The organism is Bradyrhizobium algeriense (genome assembly GCF_003062295.1).
Lineage (GTDB): Bacteria > Pseudomonadota > Alphaproteobacteria > Rhizobiales > Xanthobacteraceae > Bradyrhizobium > Bradyrhizobium algeriense.
In genome coordinates this window covers 1-14,053 of record NZ_PYCN01000064.1, presented here as the reverse complement: position 1 = coordinate 14,053, position 14,053 = coordinate 1, and the positions used below count along the sequence as shown (strand labels likewise).

Annotated in this window: 16 protein-coding genes and 1 pseudogene; 7 read left to right on the top strand and 10 right to left on the bottom strand. The window is 62.9% G+C overall.

Annotated elements, in window-relative coordinates; translation table 11 throughout:
• Window positions 1-185 precede the first annotated feature (185 nt).
• Both C7G61_RS47690 and C7G61_RS40680 read right to left on the bottom strand, forming a co-directional pair.
• Window positions 186-275: pseudogene (locus tag C7G61_RS47690) on the bottom strand (transcription elongation factor GreA); the annotation flags it as partial.
• Window positions 276-514: 239 nt separating this feature from the next.
• Window positions 515-694 (bottom strand): DUF3072 domain-containing protein, encoded by a 180-nt coding sequence (locus tag C7G61_RS40680; protein ID WP_244608723.1) that lies wholly within the window; start codon window positions 692-694, stop codon window positions 515-517.
• 95 nt (window positions 695-789) lie between these two features.
• Between C7G61_RS40680 and C7G61_RS45695 the strand changes: the two genes are divergently transcribed.
• Together C7G61_RS45695 and C7G61_RS40670 are read left to right on the top strand one after the other, a co-directional pair.
• On the top strand, window positions 790-1,200 hold the full coding sequence (locus C7G61_RS45695) for a hypothetical protein (protein ID WP_108523183.1): 411 nt from the start codon (window positions 790-792) through the stop codon (window positions 1,198-1,200).
• A 147-nt stretch (window positions 1,201-1,347) separates the two neighbouring features.
• Window positions 1,348-1,575 (top strand): hypothetical protein, encoded by a 228-nt coding sequence (locus tag C7G61_RS40670; RefSeq protein WP_108523182.1) that lies wholly within the window; start codon window positions 1,348-1,350, stop codon window positions 1,573-1,575.
• Window positions 1,576-1,677: 102 nt separating this feature from the next.
• Here the strand turns inward: C7G61_RS40670 and C7G61_RS40665 are convergent, their stop codons facing one another.
• Both C7G61_RS40665 and C7G61_RS40660 read right to left on the bottom strand, forming a co-directional pair.
• Window positions 1,678-1,890 (bottom strand): hypothetical protein, encoded by a 213-nt coding sequence (locus C7G61_RS40665; RefSeq protein ID WP_108523181.1) that lies wholly within the window; start codon window positions 1,888-1,890, stop codon window positions 1,678-1,680.
• 222 nt (window positions 1,891-2,112) lie between these two features.
• Window positions 2,113-4,041 carry an AsmA family protein gene (locus tag C7G61_RS40660; protein ID WP_108523180.1) on the bottom strand — a complete coding sequence of 643 codons (1,929 nt, stop codon included), beginning with the start codon at window positions 4,039-4,041 and terminating at the stop codon, window positions 2,113-2,115.
• Window positions 4,042-4,323: 282 nt separating this feature from the next.
• On the opposite strand from C7G61_RS40660, the gene C7G61_RS40655 reads away from it, so the two are divergent.
• The 3 genes from C7G61_RS40655 (at window position 4,324) to C7G61_RS40645 (ending at window position 6,428) form a co-directional block, all read left to right on the top strand.
• Window positions 4,324-5,031, top strand: coding sequence for a CoA transferase subunit A (locus tag C7G61_RS40655; RefSeq protein ID WP_108523179.1), 708 nt, complete (start codon window positions 4,324-4,326; stop codon window positions 5,029-5,031).
• Window positions 5,032-5,116: 85 nt separating this feature from the next.
• A complete protein-coding gene (locus tag C7G61_RS40650; protein WP_108523178.1) occupies window positions 5,117-5,767 on the top strand; it encodes a 3-oxoacid CoA-transferase subunit B in 651 nt (216 codons plus the stop codon).
• Between the two features lie 4 nt (window positions 5,768-5,771).
• Entirely contained in the window at window positions 5,772-6,428 is a 657-nt protein-coding gene (locus C7G61_RS40645) for a GNAT family N-acetyltransferase (protein ID WP_108523177.1), read from the top strand.
• 162 nt (window positions 6,429-6,590) lie between these two features.
• Here the strand turns inward: C7G61_RS40645 and C7G61_RS40640 are convergent, their stop codons facing one another.
• The 3 genes from C7G61_RS40640 to C7G61_RS40630 all read right to left on the bottom strand — a co-directional run bounded on the left by C7G61_RS40640 (window position 6,591) and on the right by C7G61_RS40630 (window position 10,503).
• On the bottom strand, window positions 6,591-8,237 hold the full coding sequence (locus tag C7G61_RS40640; protein WP_108523176.1) for an ABC transporter permease: 1,647 nt from the start codon (window positions 8,235-8,237) through the stop codon (window positions 6,591-6,593).
• Window positions 8,238-8,340: 103 nt separating this feature from the next.
• Entirely contained in the window at window positions 8,341-9,366 is a 1,026-nt protein-coding gene (locus tag C7G61_RS40635) for a Fe(3+) ABC transporter substrate-binding protein (protein WP_108523175.1), read from the bottom strand.
• 180 nt (window positions 9,367-9,546) lie between these two features.
• Window positions 9,547-10,503 carry a threonine/serine dehydratase gene (locus C7G61_RS40630; RefSeq protein WP_108523174.1) on the bottom strand — a complete coding sequence of 319 codons (957 nt, stop codon included), beginning with the start codon at window positions 10,501-10,503 and terminating at the stop codon, window positions 9,547-9,549.
• 66 nt (window positions 10,504-10,569) lie between these two features.
• Here C7G61_RS40630 and C7G61_RS40625 point away from each other — a divergent pair, with 66 nt between their 5' ends.
• Together C7G61_RS40625 and C7G61_RS40620 are read left to right on the top strand one after the other, a co-directional pair.
• Complete coding sequence (locus tag C7G61_RS40625) at window positions 10,570-10,887, top strand: ArsR/SmtB family transcription factor (RefSeq protein ID WP_108523173.1); 318 nt, start codon at window positions 10,570-10,572, stop codon at window positions 10,885-10,887.
• Between the two features lie 136 nt (window positions 10,888-11,023).
• The gene (locus C7G61_RS40620) at window positions 11,024-11,509 is read left to right on the top strand and encodes a Crp/Fnr family transcriptional regulator (protein ID WP_108523172.1); all 486 of its coding nucleotides are present in this window, start codon (window positions 11,024-11,026) and stop codon (window positions 11,507-11,509) included.
• Here C7G61_RS40620 and C7G61_RS40615 read toward each other — a convergent pair.
• The 3 genes from C7G61_RS40615 to C7G61_RS40605 all read right to left on the bottom strand — a co-directional run bounded on the left by C7G61_RS40615 (window position 11,448) and on the right by C7G61_RS40605 (window position 13,596).
• Window positions 11,448-12,275: a metallophosphoesterase family protein gene (locus tag C7G61_RS40615; RefSeq protein ID WP_108523171.1), complete on the bottom strand. Its 828-nt coding sequence runs from the start codon at window positions 12,273-12,275 to the stop codon at window positions 11,448-11,450. The two genes, C7G61_RS40620 and C7G61_RS40615, sit on opposite strands and share 62 nt — an antisense overlap.
• 378 nt (window positions 12,276-12,653) lie before the next feature.
• On the bottom strand, window positions 12,654-13,355 hold the full coding sequence (locus C7G61_RS40610) for a hypothetical protein (protein WP_108523170.1): 702 nt from the start codon (window positions 13,353-13,355) through the stop codon (window positions 12,654-12,656).
• A 52-nt stretch (window positions 13,356-13,407) separates the two neighbouring features.
• Complete coding sequence (locus tag C7G61_RS40605) at window positions 13,408-13,596, bottom strand: hypothetical protein (RefSeq protein WP_420836838.1); 189 nt, start codon at window positions 13,594-13,596, stop codon at window positions 13,408-13,410.
• Between the last annotated feature and the right edge of the window lie 457 nt (window positions 13,597-14,053).

The following is a 14,053-nucleotide window of genomic DNA, read 5'->3' as shown; positions in this document are numbered from 1 at the left end:
CTCCGAAAGCTGGCAAAGCTGATCCCGCTGCCCGCCCCGATCCCGGCCTGAAAGCAAACAAGCTCCCGCTCGCCTGTCTCCTCGCACGGCCCAGAACACCTAAGGCGGCGACTTCTTCAACACAATCGGCGCAAGGCGGCCATTCCGAACTTCGGGCTGCGCCCGGTGCGGGACGCGCGACGAGACGAGATGATCTCAAGCTTTTGACCAGATGCGCCGACTTCATCCCCAACAGCTTTGCCCATCAGAAGCCTTGCCACTGGTGATGCGAACGAAGCTTGTCGGCGAGTGCGTAAGCGTGGCCAGATCGACATCGTTCGGTGCGACCTGCATCGACAAGGACGACAAGCGCCCATATTGGCGCGACGCGGGCATTCGTCGCGCGTAAATGATCTGAAGAGGAAGCGCGCGTTTGCAAGACGAAAGCGTCAGTTCGGCTTCGTTGCCGTAGCCGGCAAGTAGTCCGCATGAGTCAAGAGATTCTTATTCCAAAACGGTGCGCATAAGCCGACCCTCAAAACGAATTCGCCAGCTCAATCTCCGCCTTCAGCACCGCGATCCGCCGCTCGGCTTCCCTCGCCGTCAGATCCTTCTCGAACAACTTCGGCTGATACGCCTCGGCGCTGAGGGTGCGGAGCGTCGCCAGTTGGCGGGGCGTCATCGGCGCGTCGACCTGGTCGGGGAGGCGGGACATCGGGTAGCTCCAAAGAATCTTTAATCTGGGCTCAACTCTTAACTTGAAATTTGTTCTTTATTTGTTCTTATAGGGTTCAACTTGCGAGGTGGCCCATGGACAACAAATTGAATGAAATTCGTAGAAAAATCAGGTTCTTGCGGGCGGAGATGCTGAGCGCGGAGGATAATATTCGCAAACGGGTCAACCGGGATGAGGACTGCTCGGAGGCCGCGGTTCACCTGATGTCCATGCGGGTCGTCATGCTCAGCCTGCTCGGCGAGCGAAACCGGCTTGGCGGCGAAGAGCGGCTGCTCAATGTCGACGAGCGGCTGAAGCTGGATGTCCGCGCGGCCGGCAGAAAACCCGCGAACGGGGCGCCAGCGCGTTTTCCGGCGAAAGCCAGCCCCGGACTTGATCCGGGGTCGGGATCGGTTGGCGTCAAGAAAACGCGTCACATCAAAAATCCGGAGCCCCGTTCCGTTTCAACCGGAACGGAAAAGGCTCGAGGCCGCCGTGAGCGATGAGGCGATTCAAGCCCTGCGCCGGCGGATTGGCGAACTGGACCAGCTTGCGCGCCGGCTCGATCAATCCGGCCTCGACAACGCGCGGGCGCAGCTCCTGCTCTCGCGCAAGCGGGCGGAGCTGGAAGACTTCATCAGCAGGGGCCAGCGATGTCAGGACCGCTCAGATGGTACGACCACAATGCGGATAACCCGCCATGGATAAAAGCCCTGGCGGAAGTCCGCATCCAGGCGACGCGGGAAGGCTGGTGCCACGCGCATGTGCAGGCGATCATCGTTGCGATCGATCAATATGCCGAAGCGGCGCTGGGCAACCGGAGTTATTTTCTCAACAAGCCGTATGGGGTTGGGGGTAGTCGGAGTGATAACGTTCCGTGAAGGCCGTGATGTTCGGAGGAGCAGTAGCCCGCATGAGCGCAGCGATATGCGGGATTGTAGATAAGACCCGGATGTCGCTACGCTCATCCGGGCTACGCTTGCTCAGCCGTGGCCGGCGTTCTTGCTATGCAAGTTCGGAAACAAGAATATCAATGGAAGTGCCAGCGGTCCGATAAGCGCAGCAATCCACGCCCAGATTGTGAAACGCCGTCCGCGACGTTCGGCAATCCGACCGGCGAGATACATCGAACCGATCGTAGCGACCGTCAGCAATGCGAAGAGGACATAGGCGTCAAAGGCAATGTTGGTACTCATCTCCGAGAGCTCCAATCCTGCGTTGCGCGAAGCATAGTACAGAGTTGGTCGCCCGGCGACTGGTCCTCAAGCGCCTCTCGTTTAATTGACACCGCTAGCAAGTAGCCCGCATGAGCGCATGCGATAAGCGGGGCTAAGCGAGGAAGAATCCCGGATGTCGCTTCTGCCTTCGAGCTACGGCGGGACAAAGCCGCTCATCCGGGCTACGCGGCCACGACCAGACTAATTCGCCTTCGCCCCGTCCGCCGTCTCCGGCGCCACAGGCTTCTGCCCACCACCGGTAAACCGCTCGATCACCGAGCGCACCGCATCGCGCGTCTTGCGATCCTTCACCGCATCGAGCAAGGGCGCCGCACCCGGCGAGCGGCGGATCAGGCTTTCGGGATCGGGAAATACCAGCGGATCGTCCCACGGGCCCTGCACCACGAAGGGCAGCTCAAATCCCTTGTCGCCGCCGTTGTTGGCCGCAGGCGTCAGGCTGGCGACGCCCTTGAGGTCGTATTCGCGGGCCGGCACGGAAGCTGTGCCAGTTAGCGTCAGGCGCGTCGTCGGGCCGTCGACGCGGACGTCCTCGACGGTGGCGATGCCGTCGTTGAAGCGCACCGAAACGTTAAGATTGTCGTAGGGCGTCGAACCCGAGCGCAGATTGCCGCCGCCGGCCAGCGGCCGGCGCTCCAGGCGCTTGAGGAGTTGTTCGACATTGAAGCCCGCGATCGCGCCGTCATGGCCGATCAGCGTGGCGGTGCCGTCGAGCGAGGAGGCGAGGCCGAACGGGCTCGAGCCGGAGGCCATCAGCGAAACCCCGAGATTGCCGCGGCCGGAGAGTTTTGTGATCCCGAACAATTCGCCGGCGCAGGCCTGCAGGTCGACGTCGGTGAACTGGAACTGCGCCTTGACGTCGGCGATCGCATCGGAACGCGCGATCCCGATCGAGCCCCTGGCGATGCCGCCATACATCTGCGCTTCGCCGATCGAGAGCGCCAGCGCGCCGCCGCGCAAATTGGCGCCGAATGCCGTACGGCCGAGTTTTGTAGGGCCGACCGTCACCCGCGCCGCCGACAGCCGCATGTCGAGATCGGTGGCGGAAAGCGAAGTGAGGTCGAACAATTGCCGGTTCCAGTCGCGCGCGCCGCTCGCCAGCAGGCGCACGGTGGAGATGTAGGGCGTGAAATCAAGGTTGCCCGCGGCGAGCGTCGCCTGCAGCGTCTGGCGGCCGTTATTGGCCACCGTCATCACGCCCTCGGCGGCATTGCCGTCGAGTTCGACATTCACGTTGGTCAGCGCGGCCGAGGCGCCGACGACATTGGCGCGGGCTCTCAGCGTAAAGCGGCCGAAGCCGCCGCTGCCGGGCACCGGCTGTCCCATCCAGCGCATCGCGTTGCGCAGCGACAGGCTGTCGACGGTCACCGTGCCCTCCATCATCAGGCTGGTGCGGTTGGCGACCGAGCCGTCGAAGGCCAGTTTCAAGGGCGCGCTGACGATGCGTGCCTTCAGGCCGGAGCGGTCGCCGGACAGCATCGCGACGAAGTCGCTGGCCGAGATCGAGCCGTCGACGCGCTCATTGCGCCAGTCGAATTGCCCGGTCGCCGCGAACGAGCGCGAGATCGACGGCCACGCCAGCGATAGATCGATGTCGCCGAGCTGTTCCTTGACCTTGTTGGCGGCGTCCTCGTATTTGAGCACGCCGTCCTGGATCCTGATTTCGGAAAACGACACCTGGTTTTCAGCGCCCGGCTTCATCGCGCGCGCGATCCGTTCGACGAACGGTGTCCAGTTGCTCTCGCCGCCCGCTTCCCTGACGACGCGGATATGCGGCCGCAACATCATGACGTCGGCGATTTCAAAGCGGCGCAGCAGCAATGGCAGCAGGCGCAGGTTCGCGGTCAGCACGTCGACCTGCAGCGCGGGATCAGTGGTGCCGCCGCCCTTCAGCCCGACATTGTGAAAGGAGACGTAGCTGCCCGGAAACACCGAAACGTCGATCGTGCCTGACGCGATCAGATCGAGCCCGGTGACCTCGCGGATCTGCGCCTCGACGGCCTGGCGCAGCGCGTCGCGGTTGAGGAACCAGGAGGTTCCGATCAGGGCGAGCACGGCCGCGCCGAACAGCGCCGCAATCGGCATCCCGAGGCGCTTCATTCCTTGGGGCATCGTCAATGACATATCCGGATCTGGCTAAACCGAACTCGGGTTGATGCTACGGGGACTTGTTGATTAAGGGTCTATGTTGTTCAGGGGCAGGCGCCGTATCGGTAAGCCCGTGCCAACCCACGCAACTTGAAGGGTTTTCTTGACGCTTTCAAGGCCGAGGTGGCGCCCGGTGGGCGGTTCGGCGGCATAATCCCCACGTCATTGACGCACCGCGAAGAATTCGCCTAATAATTCGGAGATAATGCCGGCTTACCGGCCGTTCCCTCCATCAGGTCATATTCCATGAAAAAGGTTTACCCCGACGCCAAATCGGCACTCGATGGCGTTCTCAAGGACGGCATGATGATCATGTCCGGCGGCTTCGGCCTGTGCGGTATCGCCGAAACCCTGTCGGACGCGATCCGCGATTCCGGCGTCAAGGGTTTGACGGTTATCTCCAACAATGCGGGCGTCGACGGCATCGGCCTCTCCAGGCTGCTGGAGACGCGGCAGATCAAAAAGATGATCTCGTCCTATGTCGGCGAGAACAAGCTGTTCGCGCAGCAATACCTCGCCGGCGAGCTGGAACTCGAATTCAACCCGCAGGGTACGCTGGCCGAGCGCATCCGCGCCGGCGGCGCCGGTATTCCGGCCTTCTACACCAAGACCGGCGTCGGCACGCTGATCGCCGAAGGCAAGGAAGTGAAGGAGTTCGACGGCGAGAAATACATCATGGAGCGCGGCCTGTTCGCTGATCTGGCCATCGTTCACGCCTGGAAGGGCGACACCGCCGGTAACTTGATCTACCGCAAGACCGCGCGCAACTTTAACCCGATGATGGCGACCGCTGCAAAGATCACCGTGGCCGAGGTCGAGCAGCTGGTTCCGGCCGGCGAACTTGATCCCGACCACATCCACACCCCCGGCATTTTCGTCAAACGCATCATCGAAGTGGGCACGGCCAAGAAGCGGATCGAGTTCCGCAACACCCGCCCGCGGCCCGCGGCATAAGCGCGACACAGCGCATGATCCGGAAAAGTGGGCACCGGTTTTCCGATAAGAGCATGCGCAAACAATAGACCGCAGGAGAAACGATATGGCCTGGACCCGTGAACAGATGGCTGCGCGCGCCGCGAAAGAGTTGCGCGACGGCTATTACGTCAACCTCGGCATCGGCATTCCGACGCTGGTCTCGAACTACATCCCCGACGGCATCGACGTCAGCCTGCAGAGCGAGAACGGCATGCTCGGCATGGGACCGTTCCCTTATGAGGATGAGGTGGACGCCGACCTGATCAACGCCGGCAAGCAGACGGTGAGCGAACTGCCTGACACCAGCTATTTCTCCTCGGCCGATTCCTTCGGCATGGTGCGCGGCGGGCATATCGATCTGTCGATCCTGGGCGCAATGCAGGTGGCGCAGAACGGCGATCTCGCCAACTGGATGATCCCCGGCAAGATGGTAAAGGGCATGGGCGGCGCGATGGACCTCGTCGCCGGCGTCAAGCGCGTCGTGGTGGTGATGGAGCATTCCGCCAAGGACGGCCCGAAGCTTTTGAAGACGTGCAATCTGCCGTTGACCGGCGAGCGCGTTGTCGACATGGTGGTGACGGATCTCGCCGTCTTCACCATCGACAAGCACGGCAAGGACGGCATGGCGCTGATCGAGCTCGCCGACGGCGTCACGCTGGATGAGGTGAAGGCCAAGACCGAAGCCGAATTCCGCGTCGCGCTGAAGAACGCCTGACGTCATGGCGGCGGGGCGGTCGCAACCTGCGATCCGTCCCGCGCGTCCCGAAGACGCAAGCTTCATTGCCCGCAACATCCTGTCGTCGCAGCGCGGCCCGTTCCCGCGCGGCTGGTTCGATATCGCGCTTGGCTGGGACGAGCCGCAATGCCTGGCGTTCGTCGAATGCATCGCGCTCGCGCCAACGCAATCGTGGTGGCACACCACTCAATTCATCGTCGCTGAGGTCGAGGGCGAGCCGGCGGCCTCGCTCTGCGCGCTGCCTGCTGCCGGCACCGAGGCCGCCGCGCGGGCGGCGATCCGGGAGGTGGCGACCGCGATAGGGCTGAGCGCCGCCGATCAGAAGGCGATCTTCCGGCGTGGCGCCTATGGAGCGAATTGCTGGGTGCAAGGCGGCGAGGGCGAATGGCTGATCGAACATGTCGCGACGCTGCCGGCGTATCGCGGGCGCGGACTGGCGCAGGCCCTGATCAATCACGCGCTGGCGGCCGGAAGGCAAGCAGGCTTCGAGCGGGCGTCGATCTCGTTCCTGATCGGCAACGAAGCGGCGGAGCGGTGTTATGCGAAGGCTGGCTTCGCATTCGCCGAAGAGAAGCGCGATCCGGCATTCGAGGCGATCACGGGTTCACCGGGCTTCCGGCGATTTGTGCGCCGAATCTAGAATGCGTGCAGCATGTAGATCGCTGTTGTTGTCGTCCCTGCGAACGCAGGGACCCATACTCCGCGGCCTCTCATTTTTGGCGCTGGGGCCAGTTGCCTTAACAACAACGGCCGGTGGTTATGGGCCCCTGCGTTCGCAGGGACGACGAGAGTGTTGCTCGAGCTACGCCGGCCCGCTCGGTATATCCGAAAACCGCGTCAGCCACGCCACCGGGCCGATGCTGGCGGCGACGATCAATAGCGCTGCCAGCGCGCCTTCCTCAAAGCTGCCGCGGCTGGCGTATTGGTAGATCGAGGTGGCCAGCGTCTCGACGTTGAGCGGCCGCAGCAGCAGCGTTGCCGGCAACTCCTTCAGGCAATCCACGAACACCACGATGACGGCGCCGAGCATCGCGGGGCGCAGCAGCGGCAGATGGATCAGCCGCATCGTCGTGGTCTGGCCGGCGCCGACGGCGCGCGCGCTGTCGTCGTAATCGCGCGGGATCCGCTCGAACCCGGCCTTGATGAATCCGGTCGGCACCGCCAGAAAGCGGATCACATAGGCGATGACAACGGCGGCGCCGGAGCCGACCACGATCAGTCCCGGCAGCGATCGTCCGAGCGATGCGGCGAGCGTGTTCAGCGCGTTGTCGATGGCGAGCACCGGCGCGAGCAGCCCGAGCGCCAGCACCAGCCCGGGCAGCGTGTAACCCAATTGCGCGATGTTCATCGCGACGAAGCGCAGCCGGCTCGGCCGCCAGCGCCAGGCCAGAATGGTCGCAAAGCCGAGCAGCAGCGCGGCCAGCGTGGCAAGGCTTGCGAACGCGATCGAGTTGAAGGCGTCGCGCCACAGCGCCATGTCGAAATTCGCAAACAGCCCGCGCTTGAAACTCTGATGCGCCAGATACAACAGCGGCACCAGGAATCCGAGGCAGACCGGCAGCAGGCAGGCTGCGAATGCCAAACCGCCCTTGATGCCGGCAAGCGGCGTCCGTTGCGTCAGCCGCGGGCTTTCGGCGGAAAACTCCGTCGTGACGTTGCGCCGTCCGTAGCGTTCAATTGCGATAAGTCCGGCCACGATCGCCAGCATGAAACACGACAATTGCGCGGCGCCGGCGAGGCTGCCGCGGTTGAGCCAGGTCGTGAACACCGAGACCGTGAGCGTGCGAACGCCGAGATATTCGCTGGCGCCGATGTCGTTCAGCGTTTCCAGCGACACCAGCGCTGTGCCGACCGCGAGCGCGGGACGTGCCATCGGCAGCGAGATGCGCCAGAAGACGGTCCAGCGAGCGGCGCCGAGCGTCTTCGCGGCCTCGGCGAACTCCGCGCTCTGGAACTGGAACATCGTGCGCGCCGAAAGATAGACGTAAGGATAGAGCACCAGCGCGATCACGATGATGGCGCCGGGCAGCGAGCGCAAATTGGGAAGCACGCGCACCGCGTCCTGCAGCGGCAGCCAGACCGCAAGCGTCCGGTGGACCAGGCCGAGCGGCTCGAACAAATCGACATAGACGTAAGCCGCGAGATAGGTCGGGATCGCGAGCGGCAGCGGCACCAGCCAGAGCAGCATCTGCCGGCCGCGGAATTCATGCAGCGAGATCGCCCACGCCGTGCCGGTGCCGATCGCGAGCGACAGGGCGCCGACGCCGCCGAGCAGGAGCGCGGTGTCGAGAAGACTCCGCGGCAGCACATATTCGATGAGGGGCTGCCAGACGTCAGGCGCCGGCTGCAGCGCCAGCGCGATGATGGAGATGACGGGAGCGGCGACAAGAATGGCGGTCGCGACCGCGATCGACGCGGCGATCCGGCCCGAGTGCGTGGTTCGGGTCACGCCGGCTCACATCGGCAAGAAGCCGGAAGCCCATGCAGCAACATGCCCTCTCCCGGGGAGGGAGAGGGCATGTTGGCGGAATGACTATCGCGACTTGGTGCGATCAATTATCGAACCCGACCTTGTCCACCAGCGTCGAGGCTGCCTTGCGGTTGACGGCGATCTTGGCGATCGGCAGCGGATCGGCGACGAGCTTGCCGTAACCCGCGATCGTCGGGTTGACGGCGACGCCGGCGCGGATCGGGTATTCATAGTTGGAATCGGCGTAGATCTGCTGCGCCTTGTCGCCGACGAGCCACTCGATCAGCTTGACGCCATTGGCCTTGTTGGGCGCGTTCTTCGCCAACAGGACGCCCGAGAGATTGACGTGGGTGCCGCCGCCTTCGAACGTCGGCAGGATCACCTTGGTGGCTTCCGCCCACGGCTTCTTCTCGGGGTCGTTGTTCATCATCAGCGCCCAGTAATAGGTATTGCCGATGCCGATGTCGCACTTGCCGGCCGCGACGTCGCGCGCGGCTTCGCGGTCGCCGCCCGAGGGCTTTTGCGCCAGGTTGGCCTTCACGCCGCGTAGCCACTCCTCGGCCTTGGCCTCGCCGTACTTCGCCGTGTAGGCCGCGAACAGGCCATTGTTGTAGATGTGCTGGCCGGAGCGGATGCAGATCTTGCCCTTCCACTTGGGATCGGCGAGCTCTTCGTAGGTGATCTTGTCCTGCTTGACGCGGTCCTTCGAGGCGTAGATCACGCGCGCGCGCATCGAGATGCCGGCCCAGTGTCCATCAGGATCGCGGTATTGCGCCGGCACGATTTCGTCGATCACCACCGACTTGATCGGCTGCGTGACCTCGGCCTTCACGGCCTCGTCCATGCGGCCGATATCGACCGTCAGCAGCACGTCGGCGGGGCTGTTGGCGCCCTCCGCCTTCATGCGCTGCTCGAGCCCCGAGCTCGCCGAGACGACGTTGACCTTGATGCCGGTGTCCTTGGTGAAGGCATCGAACAACGGCTGGATCAGCTTGGTTTCGCGATAGGTGTAGACGTTGACCTCGCCGTCGGCGGACGCCGGCGCGGCTCCGAACGCGGTAAAACAAAGCAACGCTGCGGTTGCGGCGGTAGCGCGAAATTTGATCATGAGAGCTGCCCGACAAAGCTGGTGAAGATGCCGATTTCAGTAGCGCAGCGACTGCCATGCCGTCAGCGACTGGATGTCGCGAATGGCTCGATTTAGAAGGATTCCAGCGTTATGATTTAGAGCGATTCCAAACTGTGGACGAGCTACCACCGCCCTGCGCGGAGACGCAACCATCGGCGCTCAATGGGTGAGGTCGAAATTGACGACGGCGGTGTTGCCGCCGCTGATGATGATGGCAACGCGCTCGCCCGCGACGGGCCTGTAGGCGCCCGACAGGATCGCCGAGAATGCCGCGGCGCCACCCGGCTCTGCCACGATGCGCAAGGCACGCCAAAGCGTCGCCTGCGCCTCGGCGATCGCGGCGTCGGAAACCAGCACGGTTTGCCGCGCGTATTTTTGCACGATCGGAAAGACCTGTTCGCCGACCCGCCGCGGCGCCAGCGAATCCGCCGCCAGACCGCCGGCCTCTGCATCGACCGGCCGGCCGGCTTCAAAGGCCTTGGTCAGCGTCGGCGATGCCAGCGGCTCGACGCCAATCACCTTGATACGGCCGGCGTACCAGGCGGCGATACCTGCGATCAGCCCGCCGCCGCCCACCGATACCAGCAGCGTGTCGATATCCGGCGCCTGGCCGGCCAACTCGAGGCCGAGCGTTCCCTGTCCCACGATGGTTTCCTTCTGATCGAAGGCCGGCACTTGCAGTGCGCCGGTTTGCTGCGCCCAACTCTCGCTGGCCGCGAGTGCGTCGGCATAGCGGTCGCCCTCGATCGCAAGGTCGGCGCCATAGTCGCGGATGCGCTGCAGCTTCGCCGGCGAAGAGATGCTAGGCACGAAAATCTTGGCCGGCTTGTCAAGCTTCATCGCGGCATAGGCGACCGCCGCACCGTGATTGCCTCCTGACGCCGCGACCAGGCCGGCCTTCGGTACGTCACGGGTCAAAAGATTGGCGAACGCGCCGCGCGCCTTGAACGAGCCGGAGTGCTGAAGCAGCTCCAGCTTGAACGTCAGCGTATGGCCGGGAAGGCCGAACTCAGCCGCATCGACGTCGACGACCGGCGTTCGCCGGATGAAGGGCCGAATGAGCCTCTCGCATTGTGCGATCATTTCCGAAGTTACCGCATCTGCTGACGCATCCATTCCAACGCGCTCCCACGGCTTTATCGGCCCGATTGACAGGAATTAGCCATTTAGCTAATTAGCAATATGGCTTCTTTCGAGGACGACGTCGAGTCTGCTTTTCGCGCGCTTGCCAGCGATCGGCGGCTGCTGATCCTGGAATGGCTGAAGCGCCCCCGGGCGCATTTTCGCCCGCAGGTCGACGGCGACCTTGTCAAAGACGGGGTCTGCGGCGTGCTGATTGCCGAGAAGCTCGGCGTCAGCCAGCCCACCGTGAGCGAGCATCTGAAGATATTGTCGCAAGCCGGGCTGGTGAGCGCCAAGCGCGTCAAGCAGTGGACGTTCTACAAGCGCGATGAAGCGCGCATCGCCAGGCTGAAAGCCGCCATGCTCGAAAAGATCTGATGCTCGGTCTTCGGCCGCGCCAGCGCGTGCGGACGCCGGACTTTCCGTGCTGACATTTTGAGCAGCGAAGCGCGCGTTATCCGTTCGACCTTGGCGTCATCAGTGCCTAGTCTTGCCTGGAGCGGAGATGATGCCAATGCGCGCGGTACTGGACTATTGCACCGGAGGGGTGGAACGAGAGGTGCCGGCCGGTACGGTCCTCATTCACGAGGGCGGCAAGACCGGGCATCTCTTTGTCCTGATCCGCGGGCGGCTTGAGGTCATCAAGGGCGACAGCGTCGTTGCCGTCCTCAGCGAGCCGGGGGCGATGCTGGGCGAAATGTCGGTGCTGCTCGAGCAGCCCCATACCGCAACCGTGCGCGCCGCCGCCGATTCCGTCGTCTACGAGTTCGATGACGCCGCGGCGTTCCTGCGCGACCAGCCGGCGATGGCGCTGTTGATCGCGCGCTTGCTGGCGCAACGCCTCAACGTCGCCAACACCTATCTGGCCGACCTGATGCACCAATATGCCGGCCACGGTAACCATCTCTCGATGGTCGGCGAACTGCTGCAGAGCATGATCAACCTGCCGCCGACGCAGGTTTCGCCAGGCTCGGATCGGCAATCCGACCCAAGGATGTGAGCCAGGCTGGCGGGGTTTCGATTGCCGCCGCCGGCCGAGCCAAGGGCGCGCGCAGGTCGATGCGTTGTGCTTCGCCGGCCGCAAGCCAGAACGCCGCACTCTCATCGAGGTCGAGCACGATGCAGACCGGCGGACGGCCATGCTGCAGGCCGGTGTTGAATACCCAGGTCGTGCCGAGCAGGTCGAACCACGAGCCGTCGGGGATGAACGGCGACTGATGCACGTGGCCCGAGATCACCATTGACGGCTGATACTGCGCGATCCATTGCACCAGCTCGACGTCGCCGAAGAACCGCTTGCCGCCCCAGCTCGTCGGCGAATTCGCCGGCGGCGCGTGATGCACCCAGATCCAGCGTTGCGCCCGCTCGAGCGCGGCGTCGCGAAGCTGGGCTTCGATGCGGTTCTTGACCAGCGGTCCGTCCCACCACGGACACACCGTAAAATGCGTGCCGCCGACGGTGAGGCTGTCGCCGTCGCAGGCGATGCCGAGTTCTCTGACATCGCCGACCCAGCGCGCGATCTTTTCGCCTTCCGCGCTGCGTTCGTCGAGGTCGTGATTGCCTGAGCAGAAAATGACCCGCGTCATGCCTGACAGCAGCGACAGGTATTTTTTCACGACGAGGATCTGCGCGCGGAAATCCACGAACGATCCGATGTCGAGCGCGTCGCCGGCGAAAATGACGACGTCGAATTCAGGGGCTGCCGCCAGCAGCCAGTCGAACTGCGGCAATGAATAATGCAAATCGGCAACGACAAGGCAGCGCATAATGCTTCAAATCCAAAAAATGCCCAGGAAACAGGCGATCCGCAGGCGGATGCATTCAGGCATAGCGGATTCGAGCAAGAATTGTGCCGTCCGTGACTTCAAACGGGATCCAGCACCGCTGGAAGGACCAGGGCGCTGCCGAAATTCAGACCCGGCTCGATATGGAGGGCAATGAATTGCCCGAACGCATACGCGACTTTCGGCGAGAGCCACCGGCACAATACATGCCAGCTAAGTCTACGTTTGGCGCGTGATGCCGCGATTAGGGCGTTCGTCAAACAGGACTTCCGAGTCTGACGTAACGGATACTGATCTTCGGCTGGTGACGCGAAGGCTCATCCTTAGGGCCAAGGACTTGGGGCCAAAGACGAGCGCGAACTATTGCTCTGACGACAGGCGGATCATCTGGCGCCCGTCATTCATCGCCTTGAGATTGTTGACATAGTTCTCAGGACGCTGCCAGCGGTGAGGAACTTTCAATCCCATGAATTCTGCAATGCTGCCGATAAACGCAGTGCAATTCGTTGTTTCGGCGTTCCAGACCGGTGAACTCGCCTGCAATTTCTTGATGTATGCGAAAACCCTCTTTGCATCCGGTTCACTCAAGTAAACGCGGTAACTGGCGGTCAGGTATTGCGGATCAAGATCGCCATAGCTTGCCTTGGTCTCGGACGGCACCCACATCAGATGACCAAGTACATAAGGCACGTTGTCTCCCGCAGGGGTAAGGCCCGCGACTTCAACGGCTCGCTCGCTAGTCTTCCCGAACCAGACGAAAGCATGTCCCCAGCTCGCCGCCGTTCTGGCTCTGAAATCGACGTAGTACGGGCCCTTTGCTGATCCCGACCCTGGTTTTCGGGTCGACTGTGGCGCCCCTTTCGATTCACTGAACGCCTCACGGGAAACAAGCGCGTTCGCGTTGGCGGCGCGCTTGTCGACTTCCTGTTTGGGGGAAATGAGACGTTCCAGACCCGCGAGAATGTCAATCTCGCGTGCAGAAGCAGGATGGATTTCGCACTGGAGCAGGACAGCGAGTCCCGCAAGCAAGCATAGTCCTGATCTCTTCGGCCTGTTTGCCACGCTTCGCCCTTCAAATGTCGACGATAAAGCTCAGACTCAACGAGGATCTGAATCAATACCGCGCATAGGGCCGCGCCGCGACGGGCGTCTTGCCGATCGGGGTCTTCCCGATTGGGGTCTTGCCAATCGGCATCTTGCCGAGTTGGGCCTGCTGATAGACGGGCTGCCGGCGCGGGATGTCGGCAGCGCCAGCGGCAGTAACGACGGCAAGCGTTGCACCCGCTATAATCACAATTTTCATCACGGTACTTTTTCCTGTGGGTTAGTAGAAACAAGGCAGGAACCTGCTGCGCGCCCCCCTCAGACACGCCGTGAGCATGAATGTCGGAATACGTCTACAGTGCGGCAGGTCGCACATTCGAAGGATAGGTCTACAGTGCGGCAGATATGAGACATGCCGGAACCTCGCCTCTATTGCATCGGTGGAGCGATGGCCGAACGCCGTTGTCGCGCCAATCCGTCCGAAGGCGATGACAAGGCGATATTGACGACTGGCCTGCGTTGTTCGGCTCCGGGTCATTCGCTACAGGCGCGACCCAGCGACAAGTCCAGCCATGTCCGCTGTGACGCCGATTGTGTTGCAAAACTCCCGTTGAGACGACTCGCGAACCGTGATTCCTTGGTGGAGAGGGCATCAGCGGGAGCGGCGCATGATGGGGCGGCAGGAAGATGGGCAAGGACAGTTTTTCTATTCGTTT

Bases quoted from the DNA above. Each gene is read 5' to 3' on its own strand.
- C7G61_RS40680 (WP_244608723.1), bottom strand. From the start codon at position 694: ATGTCCCGCCTCCCCGACCAGGTCGACGCGCCGATGACGCCCCGCCAA.
- C7G61_RS45695 (WP_108523183.1), top strand. From the start codon at position 790: ATGGACAACAAATTGAATGAAATTCGTAGAAAAATCAGGTTCTTGCGG.
- C7G61_RS40670 (WP_108523182.1), top strand. From the start codon at position 1,348: ATGTCAGGACCGCTCAGATGGTACGACCACAATGCGGATAACCCGCCA.
- C7G61_RS40665 (WP_108523181.1), bottom strand. From the start codon at position 1,890: ATGAGTACCAACATTGCCTTTGACGCCTATGTCCTCTTCGCATTGCTG.
- C7G61_RS40660 (WP_108523180.1), bottom strand. From the start codon at position 4,041: ATGCCCCAAGGAATGAAGCGCCTCGGGATGCCGATTGCGGCGCTGTTC.
- C7G61_RS40655 (WP_108523179.1), top strand. From the start codon at position 4,324: ATGAAAAAGGTTTACCCCGACGCCAAATCGGCACTCGATGGCGTTCTC.
- C7G61_RS40650 (WP_108523178.1), top strand. From the start codon at position 5,117: ATGGCCTGGACCCGTGAACAGATGGCTGCGCGCGCCGCGAAAGAGTTG.
- C7G61_RS40645 (WP_108523177.1), top strand. From the start codon at position 5,772: ATGGCGGCGGGGCGGTCGCAACCTGCGATCCGTCCCGCGCGTCCCGAA.
- C7G61_RS40635 (WP_108523175.1), bottom strand. From the start codon at position 9,366: ATGATCAAATTTCGCGCTACCGCCGCAACCGCAGCGTTGCTTTGTTTT.
- C7G61_RS40630 (WP_108523174.1), bottom strand. From the start codon at position 10,503: ATGGATGCGTCAGCAGATGCGGTAACTTCGGAAATGATCGCACAATGC.
- C7G61_RS40625 (WP_108523173.1), top strand. From the start codon at position 10,570: ATGGCTTCTTTCGAGGACGACGTCGAGTCTGCTTTTCGCGCGCTTGCC.
- C7G61_RS40620 (WP_108523172.1), top strand. From the start codon at position 11,024: ATGCGCGCGGTACTGGACTATTGCACCGGAGGGGTGGAACGAGAGGTG.
- C7G61_RS40615 (WP_108523171.1), bottom strand. From the start codon at position 12,275: ATGCGCTGCCTTGTCGTTGCCGATTTGCATTATTCATTGCCGCAGTTC.
- C7G61_RS40605 (WP_420836838.1), bottom strand. From the start codon at position 13,596: ATGAAAATTGTGATTATAGCGGGTGCAACGCTTGCCGTCGTTACTGCC.